The organism is Streptomyces sp. NPDC048291, from assembly GCF_043201715.1.
Lineage (GTDB): Bacteria > Actinomycetota > Actinomycetes > Streptomycetales > Streptomycetaceae > Streptomyces.
In genome coordinates, this window is sequence record NZ_JBICZC010000022.1 from 107,173 (window position 1) to 127,231 (window position 20,059).

Annotated in this window: 13 protein-coding genes; 5 read left to right on the forward strand and 8 right to left on the reverse strand. The window is 66.9% G+C overall.

Annotation, left to right across the window (positions count from 1 at the left end):
• Nucleotides 1–3 precede the first annotated feature (3 nt).
• Entirely contained in the window at nt 4–1,911 is a 1,908-nt protein-coding gene (locus tag ACGF5O_RS45070) for a TniQ family protein (RefSeq protein ID WP_393815739.1), read from the forward strand.
• A 391-nt stretch (nt 1,912–2,302) separates the two neighbouring features.
• Here the strand turns inward: ACGF5O_RS45070 and ACGF5O_RS45075 are convergent, their stop codons facing one another.
• From ACGF5O_RS45075 to ACGF5O_RS45110, 8 genes are all read right to left on the reverse strand, one after another.
• Nucleotides 2,303–3,232, reverse strand: a complete 930-nt coding sequence (locus tag ACGF5O_RS45075) for an LD-carboxypeptidase (RefSeq protein WP_393815740.1) — start codon at nt 3,230–3,232, stop codon at nt 2,303–2,305.
• 223 nt (nt 3,233–3,455) lie between these two features.
• Entirely contained in the window at nt 3,456–4,415 is a 960-nt protein-coding gene (locus tag ACGF5O_RS45080; RefSeq protein ID WP_393815741.1) for a D-alanine--D-alanine ligase, read from the reverse strand.
• Between the two features lie 30 nt (nt 4,416–4,445).
• Nucleotides 4,446–5,753 carry a PLP-dependent aminotransferase family protein gene (locus ACGF5O_RS45085; RefSeq protein WP_393815742.1) on the reverse strand — a complete coding sequence of 436 codons (1,308 nt, stop codon included), beginning with the start codon at nt 5,751–5,753 and terminating at the stop codon, nt 4,446–4,448.
• 228 nt (nt 5,754–5,981) lie between these two features.
• Nucleotides 5,982–7,181, reverse strand: a complete 1,200-nt coding sequence (locus tag ACGF5O_RS45090) for an ATP-grasp domain-containing protein (RefSeq protein WP_393815743.1) — start codon at nt 7,179–7,181, stop codon at nt 5,982–5,984.
• Between the two features lie 99 nt (nt 7,182–7,280).
• Nucleotides 7,281–8,162 (reverse strand): PhzF family phenazine biosynthesis protein, encoded by an 882-nt coding sequence (locus tag ACGF5O_RS45095; protein ID WP_393815744.1) that lies wholly within the window; start codon nt 8,160–8,162, stop codon nt 7,281–7,283.
• Complete coding sequence (locus ACGF5O_RS45100) at nt 8,159–10,873, reverse strand: AMP-binding protein (RefSeq protein ID WP_393815745.1); 2,715 nt, start codon at nt 10,871–10,873, stop codon at nt 8,159–8,161. Before ACGF5O_RS45100 ends, ACGF5O_RS45095 begins: the two co-directional genes overlap by 4 nt.
• A gap of 337 nt (nt 10,874–11,210) precedes the next feature.
• Nucleotides 11,211–12,551, reverse strand: coding sequence for an MFS transporter (locus ACGF5O_RS45105; protein WP_393815746.1), 1,341 nt, complete (start codon nt 12,549–12,551; stop codon nt 11,211–11,213).
• 555 nt (nt 12,552–13,106) lie between these two features.
• Nucleotides 13,107–13,337: a hypothetical protein gene (locus ACGF5O_RS45110; RefSeq protein WP_393815747.1), complete on the reverse strand. Its 231-nt coding sequence runs from the start codon at nt 13,335–13,337 to the stop codon at nt 13,107–13,109.
• Nucleotides 13,338–13,840: 503 nt separating this feature from the next.
• Between ACGF5O_RS45110 and ACGF5O_RS45115 the strand changes: the two genes are divergently transcribed.
• The 4 genes from ACGF5O_RS45115 to ACGF5O_RS45130 are packed head-to-tail and all read left to right on the forward strand — an operon-like array spanning nt 13,841 to nt 19,967.
• On the forward strand, nt 13,841–14,584 hold the full coding sequence (locus ACGF5O_RS45115) for a TnsA-like heteromeric transposase endonuclease subunit (protein ID WP_393815748.1): 744 nt from the start codon (nt 13,841–13,843) through the stop codon (nt 14,582–14,584).
• Nucleotides 14,581–16,884, forward strand: a complete 2,304-nt coding sequence (locus ACGF5O_RS45120; RefSeq protein ID WP_393815749.1) for a transposase — start codon at nt 14,581–14,583, stop codon at nt 16,882–16,884. Before ACGF5O_RS45115 ends, ACGF5O_RS45120 begins: the two co-directional genes overlap by 4 nt.
• On the forward strand, nt 16,859–18,136 hold the full coding sequence (locus ACGF5O_RS45125) for an AAA family ATPase (protein WP_393815750.1): 1,278 nt from the start codon (nt 16,859–16,861) through the stop codon (nt 18,134–18,136). Before ACGF5O_RS45120 ends, ACGF5O_RS45125 begins: the two co-directional genes overlap by 26 nt.
• Nucleotides 18,129–19,967 carry a TniQ family protein gene (locus ACGF5O_RS45130; protein ID WP_393815751.1) on the forward strand — a complete coding sequence of 613 codons (1,839 nt, stop codon included), beginning with the start codon at nt 18,129–18,131 and terminating at the stop codon, nt 19,965–19,967. The genes ACGF5O_RS45125 and ACGF5O_RS45130 overlap by 8 nt, the downstream gene beginning before the upstream one ends.
• Nucleotides 19,968–20,059: the final 92 nt, after the last annotated feature.

Here is a 20,059-nt window from a genome sequence, read left to right on the forward strand (position 1 = left end):
AGCATGCGGCACCGGCCCCTTCCGCGCAGCCTGAACCCCATGCCCGGCGAGGTCCTGCCCAGCTACTTACTGCGGCTGTCCTACCGGCTCAGCGTCAAACCGCTCGATCTGGCCGAGCACTGCGGCCTGCTCGGAGCCTCCCGCGTCACCTTCCCCAGTCGGCACCTGATTCAACTCGCCCCCGAAACCGCCGAAGCTCTCGCACGCAGCTGCCGCCTGAGCGTCGCCGAAGTACACGATCTGACACTGGACCGGCAGGCTCCTGGATTCCCGCCTCTTCGTCTCAACTACCTGGGAAGAAAGCGCACGTTCGAGACGATCGTGGCCGAGGGCTGGTCCTTCACCCGCTTCAGCCGGTACTGCCCCCAGTGCCTCAGTGACCCAGAGCACGGCAGTATGACCACCTGCTGGCCGGGCATCTGGCGCCTTCCGATCGCCTTTGCCTGCCCGCTGCACCACCGCTATCTCGACTGGCGCTGTCCTGACTGCGGCAATCCCGCATTCTCGGCCGGCATCACGGCCGCGGGCCGTTGGCGGCCAGCTCAACTGATCCCCAACCCGACCACGGTCCTACACCCGGCACAATGTCGCAGCCGCATCTACGATCGTGATCACATCAACCGGCCGCCACCCGCCTGCGGCTACCGGCTCGACCACCACCTCAGCCCGGCCATCCGCCCGTCCCCCGACGTCCTGCACCTACAGCAGGAGCTGCTGGACCTCGTCACAGTTCCGACCGGCCCACACCAGGCCGTGAGCGCCCACGAGCAGTTCGCCGACCTCCGTGCGGCCATGCTGCTGATCTGCGGCACCTGGCCCGCCGCCGGCCAACTCCTTCCGCGAGCCGCTCACCTGGATGTCATCGATACCGACATCGATCAGCGGCTACGACGTCTCACCGCGCGAAACAAGAAGGTCACCCACGTCGCTCGCACACTCGACACGCCCCCTCCTGAATCCATCGCCTGTGCTGCCCTGATGCGGCTGGCCAGGCAGGTCCTCGAAAGTCCCGACCGGGCCGAGCACATCGACGCCCTCATCTCCCACTGCACCAGGCAGTGGCCGGGACGGGGCAAGCTTCTTCGGCTGGAACCACACTGCTCAGACGGTCTCCGCACCGCCTTCAAGCCCCGCCTCGATGGCCTCCGCCCGGTCACCATCGACTACCTGGCCTTCTTCCCTCAGACCGCCAGCCACCAAGGGAAACTGGACGCCGCAGCGATCCCTCAACGTCCTCCCGATGCCTGGATGGAACCCCTGCAAGCTCTCAGTGCCCCCATCCGCCCTCTCCGCCGCGACGCCGCCATCCGACTGGTGCAGATGGCACACGGCGGCACCCGCCGAGAAGCGACTCTCCACCTCGGATTCCCCGCCTCCGTGGGCATGAATACGAGTGCTCAACTCCGCTCATGGCAGTCAGCTGGCGACAACGCACGAAAGTACGCACACGCCCTCGACCGCCTCGCCGACCAACTCGCGGCAGTCGGCACACGCATCGACTACCGGCACCGCCGAGACCGTCTGCACGACTGGACCCTCCCACCCGACGACTGGAAGAAGATCACCGAGACGGTCGCTCGGCAAATGAAGCCGACCCGCAGCCACCTCATCCGATGGGACCGGGCACGTCACACGGCAGCATCGGCCATCATCTGGGCCCAGGTCACCCAGGGCGAATGGCAATGGGCCCCCATGCTCCAGAACCGGCCGGACGTCCGCCCCTTCGAGATCAAAAGGGCCCGATTCGACACCTCTGAGCTCATGCTTCCCGTCATCGCGAGCAGGGAGCCCGACCGTCTTGCCCGACTCCTGCACGGCGCACTCCACGAGCACGCCAACAGGCTCGCCGAGCAGATTGACCGTCTTGGCGGCAGGCAGCAGCGCGTGAAGCCGAATCCCGGGCATCCTTGAGGTCATCGTCGGCAAGAGGGTCGGTGAATCGCAGCCACCAGCGATCGTCCGGCTGGGCAGATCCAGATGTCAGGCCGGGCCTCCTCCATGCCGGTCTTGACCGATGACGTGCTCAACTACGCGCAGCCCGGGCCCTTCACGCCCCTGCCCCTGCGGACCCCGACCACGCCGCTGAAGCCCAGGCGGGGGCGGGTTCCCTAGATGCCGGTCAAGGGGGCAATTGGCCGCGCTGAAGTCGATCCGCGCCGCACGGCCCGACGGTGCGCCCCGATCTAGGTGATCCTCCACAAACTGGCCCGCGTCCGCGGCGAGAAGGGCATCTGCTGGGGCGGACGCCCCCTCACTCACCCCCGCGGCCTGATCAACTCGGTGAACCTACGTAGCCAGAGCACTAGGCACGCAAGCTCAGCACGCCGGATGTCGCGTCAAGTTCAGCGTGTGCTCCCAAAGGCACGGTCATCTGGGTCGGTCCATGGCCGAACGGCAAGCCGGTGACGACGGGGATGCCCAACTCACCCAGGCGGTCGAACAGGATCTCGTCGATCTGCTCGGCGGGTCGGCAGTCCTCCCAGGAACCGCAGGCGATGCCTCGAGCCTCGTCGAACCAGCCGCCTCGGACGAGTTGCGTGAGCATCCGGTCGATCCGGTAAGGGCTTTCCTTCACATCCTCCAACAGGACGATCGAGCCCGCGGCCGAGCGGAACTCGGGGGCCCCGGCGAGTGAACAGATCAGAGTGAGGGTGCCACCGGTGGTCCCCCCCTCAGCCTTGCCGGGCACGATGCAGGTGCCGCCGGATAGCTGGGAGGACTTGCTGGGAGAGAACAGGCTGTCGGCGAAGCTGCGGACGGTCTGCGGGCATGGCCTTGGCTCGCCGAGAATCGGCCCGGCGACGACCGGGCCGTAGTAGGTACGCACGCCAAGATGCAGCGCCAATGCCCTGTGCAGGGCGGTGATGTCGCTGGAGCCCACGAATGGCTTCGGGGGACTGTCGGCAGCGACCTTTGCAAGCTGCTCCCAGTCGAGGATGTCGAGCAGGCGTACGGATCCGTATCCGCCGTGCGCGCAGAGTACGGCCCGGATGTCCGGGTCGGCCCATGCCTCTTCTAGGTCGCTGGCGCGCTGTGCGTCTCCGGCAGCCAGGTATCCGCGCACTGGCCCCAGGATGTGTCGGCCGAGCACGGGCTCCAGGCCCAGCCCGCGCAGTAGTTCAAGGCCACGTTCGAGGCGTTCGGGGCGGACCGGTCCAGCGGGTGCGATCACCGCCACCTTGGCGCCGAGAGGGACCGGGGCGGGGTCGGTCGATAAATGTTCAAGTGGCACTCGGCGAACTCTACAGCGTGACGCTGTCGTGGATCTTGGTGTGCGGCTGCTTGTGCCATGAGGCGGCGCCGGTTTCGCGGGGGCATGGGCCGCGAGATTCCCGAGGAGTTGCGAGACTCGTGAGGCGTTGGTGACGCTGTACAGGCTCGCCGGACGGGACCAGTGGCATGCACGTCGGCCGCCGCGCCCACAGTTGAGGGGACGCGGCGGCTGCCGCGTGTCGTCAGCCAGATCGGCCGTGCCGGCGGGCGGCTTGGGCCGCGAGATCGCGGCAGAACACGCCGAAGTCGTAGCCCGCCTCCGACAGCGCCACGGGGTAGGTGCTGGTCTCCGTCATCCCCGGGGCGACGTTCGTCTCCAGGACGACGACCTCCCCGGCCGGGGTGACGATCGCGTCCGTGCGCGAGAGGTCCAGCAGCCCCAGCGCCTGGTGGGCGGCGACTGCCACCCGGGCGCATTCCTGCGCCACCTGGTCCGGGAGACGGGCAGGACAGTGGAAGGTCACCGCCCCGGGGGTGTACCGGGCGGTGTAGTCGTACAAGCCGTCCGTGACGATCTCCACCGCCGGCAGCGCGCGCGGCCCGTCGCCGAAATCAGCCACCCCCACGGCGATCTCCGTGCCCATCACGCGCCGCTCGATCAACGCCTCGTCGTGGTAGGCGAAGCACGCCATGAGGGCCTCGGGCAGGTCCTCGGCGGACTCCACCCGGCTCACCCCGAACGCGCTGCCGCCCGCACGGGGTTTGACGAACAGATCGGGCCCCAGTCGGTCGAGGATCCGGGCGGTCAGCGCCGCCGCACCGAGGTCGTGGAACGCCTGCCGTGGCAGCGTCACCGACTCCGGGGTCCGCAGCCCTGCCTGCTCCAGGATCGCCTTGGCAGCGGTCTTGTCGAATGCGGTTCTGCACGCCCGCGGCCCGGCCCCAACATAGGCGGTGCCCGCCAGCTCCAGGATCTCCTTGATGGTCCCGTCCTCCCCGGCGATGCCGTGCAGCACGGAGAAGACCGAGCCCGGCGGGTCCTGCACCAAGGCAGGCAGCAGGTCCTTACCGACGTCGCGGAGCTCCACCTCGACTCCGGCCCGGCGCAGCCCGTCGGCCACCCTCGCTCCGGAGCGAAGCGACACCTCCCGCTCCGGTGACAGACCCCCGGCGATGACGACGACCCAGTCCATATCGCTCATGCTCATCCGTTCCTCTGAAATCAGGGGGCGTCAGGAGTGGTCCGGGCCCGGCGTCTGCAGCCCTGGGCCGTGCGGGTGCACGGTAGCGCCAAAGGTCTCCCACAGCTCCAGCTCGGTGCCGATCACCTCGGCCAGGGTCCGCACGCCCTCGACGATGCGCTCCGGCGGGGGAAAGCAGTACGACAAGCGCATAGCCCGCTGGCCGGCGCCATCGGCGTAGAAGCCGGTACCCGGCACATAGGCGACCCTGCTCTGGACCGCCCGGGGCAGCATGGCCTTCGAGTCCAGCCCCTCGGGAAGTGTCAGCCACACGAAGAAGCCACCGTCCGGGCGCGTCCACGACACCCCTGGCGGCATGTACTGCTCCAGGGCGCTGATCATCGCGTCGCGCCGTTCCCGGTACATCTCCCGAAAGGCTTTCAGCTGCTCCTGCCACGGCTGGGTACGCAGGTACCGGTCCACGGCGAGCTGGGCGAACGCGGAGTGCGACAGCATCGCGCTTTCCGCGGCGAGCACCAGCTTGTCCCGTACCGCGGGCGGGGCCAGCGCCCAGCCCACCCGCAGCCCTGGCGCCAGGGTCTTGGAGAACGACCCCAGGTAGATGACGTCTGCGGGGGCGTCTGCGCGCAGGGCCCGCATCGCCTCCCCCTCCAAGTACAGCAAGCCGTAGGGGTTGTCCTCCAGAACCAGCACGCCGGCCCGGCGGCACACCTCCAGGACGCTTGCCCTCCGCTCGGCGGCCAGTGTGACCCCGGCGGGATTCTGGAAGGTGGGGACGGTGTAGAACAGCTTCGCCTTGCGTCCGGCGCGCTCCAGCCGGGCGAACGTCTCCGCCAGCGCCTCGGGCAGCACGCCTCGTTCGTCCATGTCGACGTGAACGGCACGGGCTTGGTACGCGGCGAACGTACCCAGCGCGGTGACATACGTCGGGCCCTCGGTGACCACCGTGTCGCCCGGGTCGAGGAACACCCTGGCAACGAGGTCCAGCGCCTGCTGCGAGCCGACGGTGACCACCACGTCGTCCGGGTGCGCGTCGATGCCCTCTTCGGCCATCACCGTGCAGATCGTCTCGCGCAGGCTCGGATCCCCCTGAGCGGATCCGTACTGAAGCGCGACCGGCCCGCGCTCCGTCACGAGGTCGGCCATCAGCGCTGCCATGGCGTCCATGGGAAGAGCGGACACATTCGGCATCCCACCCGCCAGGGACACGATCTCCGGGCGCGAGGCCACCGCGAACAGCGCCCGCACCTCACTCGCGACCATCCCAGCCGCCCGCTTCGCGTAGTGGCCGAACCAGGGATCAACCCGTAACCCCCGGGATGGATCATCCGACTGCATCCGTCCGCTCCCTCTCTGTCACCTCTGGGCCACCGCCACGGGCAACACCGAAGCTCCGGTTGGACAGGTCGACTTGGGGCAACGCCACCCGTCAACTGGAGCTTCGAATGAGCACGTGAAGGTCACCGACATACCATCACGCGGCCGTGACCTGCGCAGGTCAATGAGCGCGGGGACTTTGACACCGCCTTGCACAAGTAAGGCATCTGTCCCAGTTGCCTCGGACCATTATGGGTGCTCAACCGAGATAGTGACGCCGGCTTCATACTCGTCAAGGAGGGCGGCAACCCTCGCGTAATCGTTTGCCTGGACCGTAATGGATCCCACCCGTGCCTTCGAATCGTCCAGAGGGAGAAGGAGCTCGCCAGGATTTGCGGTCCAGGCGACTTCGATAACGCCAGGTGAATCCAGGGACGGCATTCCGTCAATCTTCACGTATCGTCCAGTCGGGTGCTGAATGAACGCTATCCCAGCTGATCTCGTGCTCCTCTTCGCCGGGAGGTGGAGCTTCCCTTGCAGACCATCCACCCAGGCGCGGGCCAGGTTGATACCTGTCGCTTTTCGGATGAGCAGAGAAATCGAGTCTCCCGGATACCGCACGGCAAACTCGATCGGCCAGCACTGGGAGCTGTCCTTCTTCCACTCCGCGTGCATCAGACCGCGCTTGATGCCGACTACTTCCGCCAGGAGTACCTGGGCTTCAATCAACTCCTGAGATTCCGTGGTTGACAATGGGGCAGGCACGACGTGGCGTACCGGGGTGAATCGCCCGCCACCCACCACGGTCTTCTCGGTGATGTTGTGGAATGTTTCCCCGTCTGAGAAGACCGACTCAACGGAATACTCCTTGCCCGGGACCCAGTCTTCTATTATGTATGTCCAGTCAAGGTTGCGATCGATGCTTCCGCTGCCTTCTCCTGCGCTCGTGGCAGCATGCCAGGCGTGGTCGATTTCTTCCTGATGAGAGATCTGGACCACTCCGATGGAGGCGTGGCGGTTGGCAGGCTTGAGGACGACAGGGTTGCCGTTCCAGAAGCGCTTCACGTCGGCTGAAGTGTGGACGAGTTCGCTTCGAACGGTCGGAAGTCCGCCCTCCTCGAGTACGCGACGCAGGATTGACTTGTCGGTGCTCGCCTGGGTGGCGAGATTCCCTGCGCTAGGGAGCGCGTACTTGTCGCACAGCCACTGTGCTGGCGATGCCCCATATTCGCGTCCAGCGATAACCAGGTCGAATGGGGTGGTCTCCCAAAGCCGGGAGACTACCTCCTGGTAATCGGAGTCCTGCTGGTACCTGGCCTCGACGCGGGAGACCGTGGAGGGGATATCGGAAAGAAGGCTCGGTTCTTCGAGTACCGTGACGGACACTTCGGGATCTTCCATCAGGTCACGGCCGAGTTCCGAGTACCAGCCAACCATGAGAATCTTCATGGGTTTTCTACCTCCACGTGGATTGAAGCAGTGGGTGCGCTCTCGTGAGCGTCAAGCGTCGTGTTGGAATCGGTGTCTATTCCATGGTTCGAGATTCGATCAGACGGTCGCCCGTACAGAGCGGCCCCCTTCGGTGCCCCATATCTCATTCGTGTTCACGCGGCACTCGCTGGTGACGGAAACGCGCCCCCGAGTGCGAGATTCGAGCTCCAGCGCGCCGCCACGAGGAGAGGGCTGCAGAGCCTTCAGCCTCTGACGCCCTAACCGATGGGTCCAGAACGGATATAACGCCAAGTGCGCCGAAACGCAGACCTCGTCCTCGGGTATCGCAATCCTCGGCGCAAACATCCGGGAAACGATGTCGTAGTCCAGCTCCTCCCCAGTCATCGACGGGTATTCCGCCGTCACGATCACCCCGCGGCATGCCAGGCGCTCGATGGCGGCTATGTCCGGCTTGAATTCCATCACCTTCTCGCCCGCGTCCAGTACGGCGAGATAGTCGTCCCCCGCGACGTAGCACTCTTTGGGGTCCGCCCCCAGGGCAGCCGCCAGCTGCTGCGTCGTCTCGGAGTCCATGGAGTGCAGCGTCGTCTCGGGGAGGCTCACCCGCACCTTGCCCTCGGCCTGATCGGCTGTCAGTACGCCGGCCTTGGTGTGCCATTCCACGGGCTGGCCGTCGCCCAGCCGCCCCAGCAGCCACGCACTGGCAGCCAGTGTGGCGTGGCCGCAGATGCGTAATTCGCAGTTCCGGGTGAACCACCGGAGGTCGTAGCTACCTAAGTCGGCTCGCTGAGTCAGGAACGCGGTGACAGGCTCGTCCAGCAGCTGCGCGATTCGCAGCAGGGTCGAATCCGGCAGGTCGCGGTCCAGTTGTACGACCGCGGCCGGGTTGCCCTGCAGGCTGCCGGAGACACACGCGTCAACGACCCCGTACGGCGCGCCGTTCAGCACGTCGAATTCGCCGTTGGATGTCGGATTCATACTTCCTCCTTGGTTGCGTCCTGGTGGCGGCCGGCCTGTCGACCGGTCTTCTCCTCGAGTGCGCGTTCCGCGACCAGCGCCTGGGCGGGGACGAGCAGTTCTGGCTGCAGCAGCGCGTATGGGTTGCTCCGGAGCGCCGGTACGGCGGTCTCCTCGAATGCCCGCACGTCGATGACGGCGGCCTCGCACATGCCCAGATTCCGTCGGGAAACCGCGGCGCCGCCCAGGTCGAAGATGCTGTCCGTGTTCACCCCGAAGACCTGGGCATCGCGGCTGTTCGGAACATCTCTCGCATACACGTAGGCGCCGCCCTGCCTCGAGCCTGCGGCGTCGGTGATCGTGCCCTCCACGTACACGTGGGACTGGTACGGGACCTCGGCCATGTGCTCGGACCTGTGCACCTGTGCGTACGCGTGCGTGGCGAGGAGGATGTATTTCGTATTTCTTGCCGAGAACCACCCGAAGACCGAGTCATCCCCGAAGGTCGACCGCTCGCTCCAGTCGATGTCCGCGATCGCCTGGGCGTCAGGGCCGACGACCACGAACGAGTACACCGGGTGCCGGGTCCGGCGGCCCCCGATGGCCTTCATCACATGCGTGGAGGCCATGCCGGATTCGGAGGGATCACGGGTGAGATCCACCGTCCGGGTGCCGATGAAGGACAGGGTGTAGGCCGGCAGGGCCACGGTGATCCGCTGGGATACGCGGTCGATCTCGGACAACAGCATGGAGAGCGCATCGTGCGGAGAGACGTTCTTGAAGTCCGGCAGCGAACTCTGTACGACGAGGAACTCGGTATCGCCTTCGCATGCCTGGTCAAAGACTTGCCTCAACTCGCTTTTGAGCGCCACCAGATCGGCGCCGGTGCGGCCGACTGTCCCGGGAGCCCCAGGCGTGCGCTCGGTCCGCCTCATGGCGGCGGCGACTTCACCGATAGCGGCCGACTCCATGCTGCAGAGCTCCGCGGGCAGGACGTAACCACGGTCGGCCGTGGCGACCTGCAGTTCGAGACGTCCCAGCGAGTCGAGGCCGAGGCTCGCCAGGGTCTCGTCCGCGGCCGGCAGGCGGCCGATCAGCCCTGCGAGAGTCCCCTTGAGTACGTCCTCCGCAGTTTCGGCTGCGGCTGTGTGATGTGCCTCCCGCGTGCCGTGCTCGTGAGCACCGACAGCCGGGTCCGCTCCCGGCCCCGAGCGCTGTGCCAAGGCCAGCAGTGCCGCTTCGTTGACCTTTCCGTTCGCGGTGGCCGGCAGGGTGGCTAAGGCATGGAAGCGACGAGGCCATCGGTCCTTCGGGAGGCGCGACTGAACCTGCCGCTCCAACTCGTCGGTGTCGACCGTGGCGGGGGTGACGAAACATTCCAGTGCGTCCGCAGTCGAATCTGCCAGCCCGGGGACTGCGGTGACCCGGCACTCGTCACACAGACCCGTTGCCTTGACCGCGGCCTCGATCTCGCCGATCTCGACCCGTACGCCCCGCAATTGCACCTGCCGATCGCGGCGCCCAATGAACTCCAGGTTCCCGTCGTCCAGCGCACGTACGAGGTCACCGGTGCGATACACACGGTCCGCGGGCTGCTTTCCTCCGTCTCCTGGGCATACGTAGAACGAACGCTGCGTCTCGGCCGGGGCGCCGACGTAGCCGTCCGCGACCTGGGCGCCCCCGATCCACAGCTCGCCGATGGTTCCGGTGGGAACCGGTTCGAGGTCTGCGGACACGACGTACAAGTCCACGTTGGGCATCGGGGCTCCGATGATGTTCGGCAGAGTCTCCTGCCGCTTGGAGCAGCGGTGCCAGGTGACCGCGACACATGCCTCGGTGGGCCCATAGGAGTTCACGAGGGTCGCAGTCGGGAGCACCCGCGACACGTCCTGCCGGAGTGGATCAGGAAGGGCTTCGCCGTTGCAGACGATGGTCGAGATGGACTTCAGTCGGTCCGCCATGGGCGGAACCGCGTTCAGCAGGTTCACAAACGGCCGCAGCAGTGTGGGCACGAGCTGAAGCGTCGTCACGCCCTGCTCGATCAGGTACTCCGTGACCTGAATCAGGCCGCTGTCGATAGAGCGCTGAGGAATGATCATCCGAGCGCCGTGTACGAGAGGCAGGAAGATCTCGGGGATGGAGAAGTCGAAGGACGGGCGCGAGAGCTGCGCGAAGCGGGCATCGGGAGTGAGGGACAGCTGCTCGCCGTACCAGCTCAGGAGATTGGTGAGCGCGGTCATCGAGAGGGCCGCCCCCTTGGGCCGGCCGGTGCTTCCCGACGTGTGCAGGATGTACGCGAACCCCGGCGCTTCTCGCTGAAGCGGACCCGCGTCGCTCAGGCGCGAGACGACGGACTGCCCCGAGGGCGAGAGCCTCACGCGGGCCACGGCATGAACCCGACCGACGATCTCCGCGACCCGCGCCTCCGGCTCGCCCTCCGCGACCGGCACGAAGTGACAGTCGTGTGCCAGAGTCGCAAGCACCGCGACGATGTATTCGATGCCACGCGGCAGCTGAACGACGATGGCCGAGTTCGGCGGGAGATCGAGCGACTCGAAGCGGTGTTGCAGCTCGCGGACGCGGCCCATGAGTTCCTCGTAGGTCACCGCAATATCGCCGTGTACGACAGCGAGTTCGGCGGAATGACACGCCGCAGTGTCGGTTATCTGCTCGTAGACGCCCTGAACCCCGTCGGGTGAACGTCGGGCCATTCTATGGACACGTGTATGCATTCCTTTACTTGAAAGGGAACCGCGCAGACGGAATCGGAGGATGGGGTGGCTGCAGGTATCCTAAAAAGGAAATAGAGTTCATCCCCATCGCATTCGGGGATATCGTGTGCACGCGTTGATAGCGAGGCATCCCGGGTTCGGAGTCGGCTTGGCCAACCCCACCTCGTAGTTGATCCGGTTCCGGCAGGTCCAACGATGGGCGCGTTGACTCAAATCCGGAACTCAGCGCACACCAAAGTCGTCTTATATCGGCACCAGTTGCTTGCCGAGCCGTAGGTAAGGGTGGGGCACAACGAACGTCGGCGAGAACACCGCCTCGCGACCGCTCTGTCCCTGATTAGCTTTTCATTTCCGGCGCACGCCCTGGGGTCACGTCCGCACTGGACATTTCTGCATCGGGCGGCCGGGTGCGCTCGCCCCAACGCGTGACGGCCGGACCCAGCAGGCCAGCGAGCGCGAGAAAGATGCCCAGCCAAATCCAACCCCCGCGCCCCGCGCTCAGTACGGCGCCGACCAGGATTGCTGGCGCTGCGGCTCGGGCCGCGTCCCTGCCGATGCCGGCCAGTCCCTGGTATTGGCCCTGCGCATGCGCCGGGGGCAGGCCGAACTCCAGGGTGAAGGTGGCGGAGGCGTGCCACAGCTCACCGACCGAGTGCACGATGACGGCTCCGCACAGCACCGCGAATGCTGCCCACTTCGGCAGCCCCGCCGCCAGCCCAATCGCAGAGCAGCTCACCAGGAAGTACAGTCCGGCCCGGCGCAGCGCGCGCCCGCCCTGACGCAGAGTCGGGACCTTCTTGCCGATGTGCACCTGCAGCAACGCGACGATGATCGCGTTGATCACCAGCGCAACGGAGGCGGTCCACCGAGGCGCGTGCGTATGGTCGACCACCCAGAGCGGCAGAGGCAGCATCAGCACCGACATCTGCAGGGTCATGGCACCGTTGAGGGTGGTGGCTGCGAGGAACGGCACGTCACGAATGGCTGTCCAGCGCTTACTCTTCGCTGGCTTGGGCAGCGGCGCGTAGCGCGGGAGCCGCCTGGCGATCACCAAAGCCAGTACATAACTGAGCGCGTTGCCGAGCAGCAGCGCCCGGTAGGCGTCCGGGGTATCCAGGCCGATAGCGATCGCGGAGACCACCGAGCCGAAGGAGACTGCGACATTCATGATCACCCGAGTGATCGCGCGGTATCGGGTGGCCTCAGCGAGATCATGCCCGCCTACCCGCCGCGTCAGCGCCCCTGCGGTTGCCAGCGATGCGCTCATCGCGAGCAAGTCCACCACTGAGATCACTATGAACGCGATGAAGTTGTGCACGAACAGGTAGGCGAAGGTGGCGACGGCCTGCACCAACATCGTGGCCCGCAGCACCGTTCCCGGGTCCCGCCGATCAGCCAAGTCACCCACGGGGATGCCGGCGGTCATTCCGATGAGCCCTGCCACCGTCAGACCCACACCCACCTGGGCGGCCGACAGGTGCGCAACTCGCGTGAAGTACAGGACGGAGGAGGTGAGTAGGAGGGCAATACCGAACCAGTTCACCAGAAGCACCCAGGCGAAAAGCCGCTGCGGTCCGCGCGGCGGAAGCGCGGCCAACAGCCCGCCTAAGCGCCCCCGGGCACCCCGGAGTTCGCTGGCGCCCGGCCCGTCTGCATCCGCTTGGTTCTGCCCCGTCATGACTGGCTTAAGAATGCGACGGTGCTCTCGCCATCATTGTTCTCGATGGGCGACGCATAGGACTTGGCAACCTGCGACATGAAACATCCTGCCTTTGACAGATACGCTCAGCAGTACGCCGATGACCCTAAGTTGATGTAGCCCCCCAGGGCAACCGCTTTCCCTGTGAATGTATTCCTGGTTGTGTAAATGGCTTGATCGCATCACCGTACGGCAGAGCTTTGAGCCGCAGGAGCTGCCTCAACGCATCGGAACAGGGGTGTGACCGCGCGATAGAGCTGTCGAGTAGCGGCATTTTCCAGCCGAAGGGCAAACCGCATTTTCCCGGCAACTTGCCTGCGGTAGGGATGCGGGCAAAGCACTCTTGAAGCTGACGAGACGTCATGATTGCTGCAGTGTGAATCAGAGTTGCCGTATCGGCCCAGCCCGATCAGCGAAGGCGCGGTCCTCCACGGCCAAGGCCGGCAGTGGGTAGCTCTTGTCCGATGGGCAGGTAGGCCGGTGTGCCGCGCGGGACAGCGGCAGGTAGCTGGACAAACCCGCCATCTGCGGAGATCACATCGACAGTGCGGCCGGTGTCGGGTCCGATGTGTGGCGCCCATGTGGCGAGGTTGGTCCGCACGGTCTGTGCGCGGGGATGGACAGCATCACGAAGCCCGCGCCGCCCAGCACGGTGGCCGGGTCCGTCGTCGCGGTCAGGGCGGTCAGCTCGGGGTCCGGGAAGCGGCCGGGGTTGCAGTGATGCGTGCTGATTGCGTCGGCGATCTCACCGCGCCCGGCGTGCACGATGACGCTGGTGCCGACCGAGGCGTACGAGGGCGAGATCGGACCCGACTACGACCAACTGATCGACGTGGTCGCCGATGCCAGCTCCAAGGATGGTCCAGCGACTCTGGCCCGCCTGTTCGGCAACGAGGGCCTGGCAGTCCGTCAGCGCATCATCAGTTGTGGTCGGTCCGCGGCTGCTGACGAGTGGTCTCAAATCCAGCGATGTACCCGATGTGCCGGGACGCGGTAGTTGGAACCGAGAGGTCGCGATGACCTGGTGGTTCACCCCGCGCGGGACACGCATGTTGGAAGCAAATGGTCACGCTTCTTGCAACCTTCGCTGAATTGTCATCCTTGTTGGAACCAGTTCCGGGCAACCGGCGCGCTGAGGGCCGGCGGGCGCTTTCCTGGAGAGCATGGAGTCAGTCGAGAGCCTGCGTACAGCGGGGCGTACGGCAGCAGGGGTACCGGCTGGGCAGGTGTGGTCGCACCGTGCGGCCTGGGGTGAATTCCTCGTCCCGGTGTCCGTCGAGGCGGGCAAGGCCGGCCTTGACCTGGGCGAAGACTGGCCCAGCCGGTGGACGGTGACGTGGAAGTCGGGCAGTGGCCAGGTGTCCTGTCCGGTGCGGGACCTCATCCGGACGCCGATGGTGGATGGTGACCCGATCCGCCATTTCTCCTGGCGGCGGGAGCAAGGTCATCGCCCGGGGCTGCAGTTCCTGGTCAGTACCGGCCGTCACCATGGCGCCGAGAGTCTGGAGGAGGCCCGGCTGCTGCTGGCCCTGGACTTCGCCGGGGATCTGGTCGACGTCGTCTCGCAGCCGCTGAGGCTGCGGTTCGGCACTGCGGAGAAGCGCCGGAGCCACACACCGGACTTCCTCGCGGTGACGAGGTCGGGAGTCTGGCTGATCGACGTGCGTCCGGAGCCGTTGATCAAGGAGGAGGACCGGGAGTCCTTCGCCGCGGCGGCCGAGGTCGCGCTTGCCTGCGGATGGCATTACGTGGTGGTGGCCCGCTGGCGTGATCACGTCTTGTCGGTCTTGGATGCTCTCTCCTCGCGGCGGCGGCCGTTGTCCGATCCGCTGGGCCTGCGGCCGGGGCTTATGGCATCAGCGCGGCAGGGTCTGACGTTCGGCGAGCTCGCCGCGACGGCTGCCTACGAGCCTCTGGCCCGGGCCCAGTTGCTGCACCTGCTCTGGCATCGCAGGCTCGGGGTGGATCTCGCCGAGCCTCTGGGTGACCGTTCACCCGTGGTGGTGGCATGAGGTCGGCGGGGACAGTGCTGGACCTGTCGCCCGGTGCAGGGGTGGTGCTGGACGGCACGCAGTGGACGGTCGAGCGGCGGGAGCCGCATCTGGGGCGGGTTCAGCTGGTTGCCTCTGATGGTGTCCGCCAGCGGGTCAGCTTCCGGTTCCTGGCCAACCAGTCGGGCTGTCGGCCGTCCTCGCGAACGGCGTCAACCGGTGCTGACCGGGGGCGCCAGTCCAAGACGGTCGAGGACTTGAAGAAGGGGCGACGGGAACTCGTCGAGCTGAGGATGGCCCACCTCCTGGAGGTGGCGACGGGGTTCCGCAGCGGCGATCCGCTGCGGCCGGGGCCGGGTGAGCCGAAGCCTGAATACGACCCGGACGCCACGACGCTGACGGGCCGCCGCCGGGCGAAGGTGGCCGAACTGCGGGCGATGGACCGGCAGCAGGCGAAGCTGCTGGGACTGGACGCGGTCAGCCTGCACACGCTGATCCGGTGGGAGACCGGGCGACGGCAGTTCGGGTTGATCGGCTGCGCGGATGACCGTTGGCTGCGGGAGAGCGGCGGCCACCCGACGGTGACGGAGGAGGTGCGGGAGGCGATCCTCGCGGTTCGTGAGGAAACCCTGCACGGGGCGAAGGTGTCGATGCGCACGAAGGACCGCATGGTCCGGCAGTACGTCCGTGAGACGTTCGACTCGAAGGAGTCGGAGTCCGACGAGACGCCTCAGCCTGCGACGAAGGTGCCGAGTTATCGGACGCTCTGCCGGGTCTGGAGAGAATGGTTCGGTCCGGGTGGTGCACGTCAGCGTTATGCGCGGTCGGCCGAACTGCCGGTGAAGAACGGGCACGTGGTGGTCCACCGGCCGGGCCAGGTCGTCGCGCTGGACACCACGGTCCTGCCGGTCATGGTCCGCGACGGCGTCTTCGGCGACCCGGTCAAGCCGCATCTGACGATCGCCCTCGACACCTACACGCATTCGCTGGTCGCGTTCCGGCTCACGCTGGTCTCCGACACGGCGGTGGACGTCGCGATGCTGCTGCGGGACGTGATGATGCCGTTGCCGATGCGCGCGGACTGGGGCGAGGAGCTGGAATGGCCTTACCCGGGCCTGCCCGCGGCCGTCGTCTCGGAGTTCGCCGGGCACAAGGTCGCCGGCCTGCCGTTCTTCACCCCGGAGACGGTGACCACCGACCACGGGTCCGTCTACCGGAACCACCACTTGGTCGAAGTGCAGCGAGTTCTCGGCTGCAACATCCTTCCCTCCCGCGTTCTTCGCCCGCAGGACAAGGCCGCCTGCGAGCGGGCGTTCGCCACCTGCAGGCAGCTGCTGTTCGAGCTGCTGACGGGCTACACCGGTGTCGACATCGCCGACCGCGGGGCCGATCCGGCGGCCGACGCCGTGCTGACCGTGGACGAGATGGAACATCTGATCGCCACCTGGATCGTCTCGGTCTGGCAAACGCGCCAATTGGGCGAGTACGCCCCCAGTTGGGACCCGGACGGGGTCCACAGCCCGAACTCCCTGTTCGCAGCCTCGTTCGCGCAGGCCGGCCTCGCGATGGAGATCCCCTCCCCGGAACTGTTCTACGAACTGCTGCCGGCCCACTACGTGCGCATCGATGCCCGGCGCGGAGTGAAGATCCGCGGACTTTGGTACGACGACGAGAAGATCCTGCGCGACTACCGAGGCCAGCGCTCGACACGCGGTGGCAAGCACAAGGGCCAGTGGCTGATCCGGCGCGACCCCCGCGACCGGCGGACGGCCTTCTTCCAGGACCCGATCACTCACGCCTGGCACCCCCTGGCCTGGACGGGATTGCCGGCGGTGGGACAGATGCCGGCCTTCGGCGACGCCCGCGTCCGCGACCTGCTGAAGAAGGCCGCATCCTGCGGGATGAAGCCGAAGTCCGACACCGAACTGCTGCCGGTACTGCTGGAGTTGATCGGCTCCAAGATCCCGGTCAGCCAGTGGCCCACCCAGATGAACAAGTCCCAGCGCACCGAGCACGCCCGGGAGGTCGCCCAGGCCAAAGCGGCCGAGGCCGACCGCCCGGCAACGACGGCCGCCGAGTCCGACGATGCGCAGGGACAGGAGGCGGCGGTGACCTTGCTGCAGTGGCCGCAGCGGGCACGGCAGGCCCAGGGCAGTCTCGACGCCGAACGCCGCCGACGGCGGGAGGCCGCTGTCCCCGGCAACCCGAAGATCCCGCCCCCGCTGGGGTCGAGTTTCCGGGATCGCAACGTGTTTCTCCTGCCCGAGGATGACCCGACCGACGAAGCGGAGCACGATGACGGACCAGCCGGCCGAGAATGAGGGTCCGATCGTCCCGTTCCTGCGGATCGGGCCGCCACCGGACCGCACCAGATGGGAGGGCTGGCAGCAATGGCGCCGCATCCGCGACACGTTCATCCCCGCCCCGAGGCTCTCGCTGCGGCAATACACGGATCTCAGTCCCCGGCGCCGCGGCCTGCACGACCTGCACCGCACCGCCACGCATGTGAACATGCGGCTGCAGGAGACGCCGATGAGCATGAGGGTCTCCGGCCTGATGCGCGGGCGCCTGCAGAACAACGCGCTCAAGGTCGAGCCCGGCACCCGTGACGGCCTGATGGTCAACGGTGGCGGCTTTCAGGGCAAGACGGAGACGGCGTGTTCTGCAGCCGCGGCCTTCGAAGACCTGTGGCGGGCGGTCCAGCGGCAACGTCTCCCGGAGCAGCCGCAGGATCCGGGGACCCGTGACGTGTTCGTGCCGGTCGCCTACTGCCGACTGCCAGTACGGGCGACGCCGAAGGCGTTGTGCAAGACCATCCTGGACGTCTACGGAGACCCCCACCCCAACAACCTGGACGGTCTGATCCGCTCGGTCCGGGACGCGGTCAGGGACCACGAGACCACCGCCTTGCTCATCGACGACGTGACCAGGCTCCGGCTCCATCGTGGCGATGACCAGGACACTTTGGACCTGATCCGCGAACTGATGGACCTGAACGTGACGTTGGTGCTGATCGGCGTCGACATCCCTCACTCCGGACTCCTGCGCGGCGCCTACATCGACCCGCGCACCAAGCAGTGGGTCTTCCCCGACGTCAAACGAGGCAAGAGCCACAACGAGGCGGCCTCCACCCAGACCGAACGCCGCTTCGACATGGTCGACCTCGACCCGTTCGGCTACACCACCCCGGCGGGGATCAGCGCCTTTCTGGACCACCTCGCCGGGATCGAGGAACAGTTGCGGCTGTTCCGCTCCTTCGACGGCATGCTCACCACGGGCGAGATGCCCGAGTACCTGTTCCGGCGCACGCACGGCATCGTGGGCCTGCTGCGGCGGCTGGTCGAGGACGGCTGCACGGAAGCGATCACCAGCGGCGAGGAACGGCTCACGCCGGAACTGCTGGCCCGGACTTCCATCCGCCTGGGCAACCTCGCCGACCTCGACCCGGATGCCGGCGAGATCCCGGAAATCCCGCAGGACATCAAACCTCCCCAGCAGCCGCAGAAGAAGAGCAAAAGGCCGCGAAACACGGTCTTCGACGACCGCGGCGACAGGCCGGCCGCCGATGGATGAAGCGCTCGCCACCACGGGACTCCGGCCGCTGACACGAAGCCTGGACCCGCTCGCCGGGGAATCCCTGGGCGGCTACCTGCTGCGGCTCGCCCACCGCCTCCACCTCTCACCCATCCACCTGACCCGCCTGACCGGCTGCACCAGGCGACCCGCAACCACCCATCTCGGCCGCCGGCTTCTACTCGACCTCGACGTCCATCGTTTCGCTCACTCCGCACGGCTGAGCCAGGCCGAAGCCACCGCATTGACGCTCATCCCCTGGGCGGACCGCTATCCGCCGATCGCCCAATCGCAGCTCGATGCCGCTCCCCGTTCACCACGTGAGGACTGGCTGTTCAACGATTTCCCTCGCTACTGCCCGCAGTGCCTCGCCGGCGATGGCAGCCCCATCCAGCAGCAGTACGGCGGCCCCTGGAAGAAGGCATGGCACCTGCCGATTGCCTTCGTCTGCACGGACCACCGAGTGTTCCTGCAACACGGATGCCCCCTGCCCCACCCGACTGGGCGGACGATCACTGAACTGATCACTCAACCTGCGGACAACACGTTGCACCCGGCCCAATGCCGACACCCGGACCCGGACCAACCCGCTGGCCAGGGACGGAAAGGGCCCTCCTGCGGAGCCCGCCTGGACCAACCGGAGAGCGCCGAATCACCCCGCCCGGGCACGAGCACGCTGAGGACCCAGCAACATCTGCTCGACCTCCTCGAACCCGGCCGACCCGCCGAAGAGTCCGTCTCCTACTTCACCGACCTCCGCGTGGTTACCGCACTGCTCTGCGCGTCCTGGCCTCTCGGCCGGGAACTGATCGCCCCCGAGACCTGCGGCGCAGTCGGCGAGCACATCCGCACACTCGGGTCAGGCGCCCGCCAGCTTCTCGACCGGCCGCCGAGGGATTCGATCGCAACGGCAGCGTTGCTGACCGCAGCCGCGACTCTCCTCGATACCCCTGACCTCCACAGCGTCCTGGCCCAGCACACCCGAGCCACCTGGGAAGGGCGCCCCAGCAGAGCACCCTGGACCCGGGTCTTCGCCCGGCACGAGTCGTCATGCTCAGAAGCCATGAGGCAGGCCGCCGCACCCGTCACACACGCCTACCGGCGCACCGGCCTCCGCGGAACCAAGGCACCCGCCCGCGCCGACGGCTACCGCCCCGAGCACATCCCCGCCTTCCTGGAACAGGACTGGTACCGAAAGCACCTCGCTCCTCTTCAGCTCAGGTCGTACACCAAGTCCATGCGCCGCCTCGGGGCCGTCCTCCTGGTCCAGTGGGCTGCGGGCGGCTCAATGGGCGATGCAGCCGACTTCCTGGGAATCAACCCCGGAGGAGGCCAGTACGCCACCACAAGCGGGGTTTACCAATGGCTCAGCGACGATGGCCTGGCTCGCTTCACCGCCGCCCTGCAGGGCGTGGCCCAGAACCTCGACGCCGCCACCTGTCCGGTCAACTACAGGCGGCGCCGTGAAGCACTACGAGGTTGGGCGCTGGACCCCAGCGCCTGGCAAGAAATCATCAACCGCCTGCCGCCTGTCCCCGGCCCCTTTCAGCCGAACCTGGACGACCGGAAACGGCAGGAGGCGTCAGCAATCGTCTGGGCAAAGGTCACTCAGGGCGAGCCCATGTTCGCCCCACGCCCGATCGAGGACGAGCAGCCCGAGGAGGTTCGCGAGACCTGGCTCCGCCGCCGCAGCAGCACCTGGTCCAAACTCACCCGCTCAGATCCAATGCCCCACTACGCGGCACTGCGCGAGCTTCTACTCCAGCATGCCGAACGTCTCGTCCAGGAGATCGACACCGGAACCGATGTCCTCCGGTTCCATCATGCATGACCAGGTTCCAACTAACGTGTCCCGGCTCACCCGAGCAGGTCGACGCTGAGCGCCAAAGGGGCCAACTGGAGCGCTTAATGGCCAACTGGAGC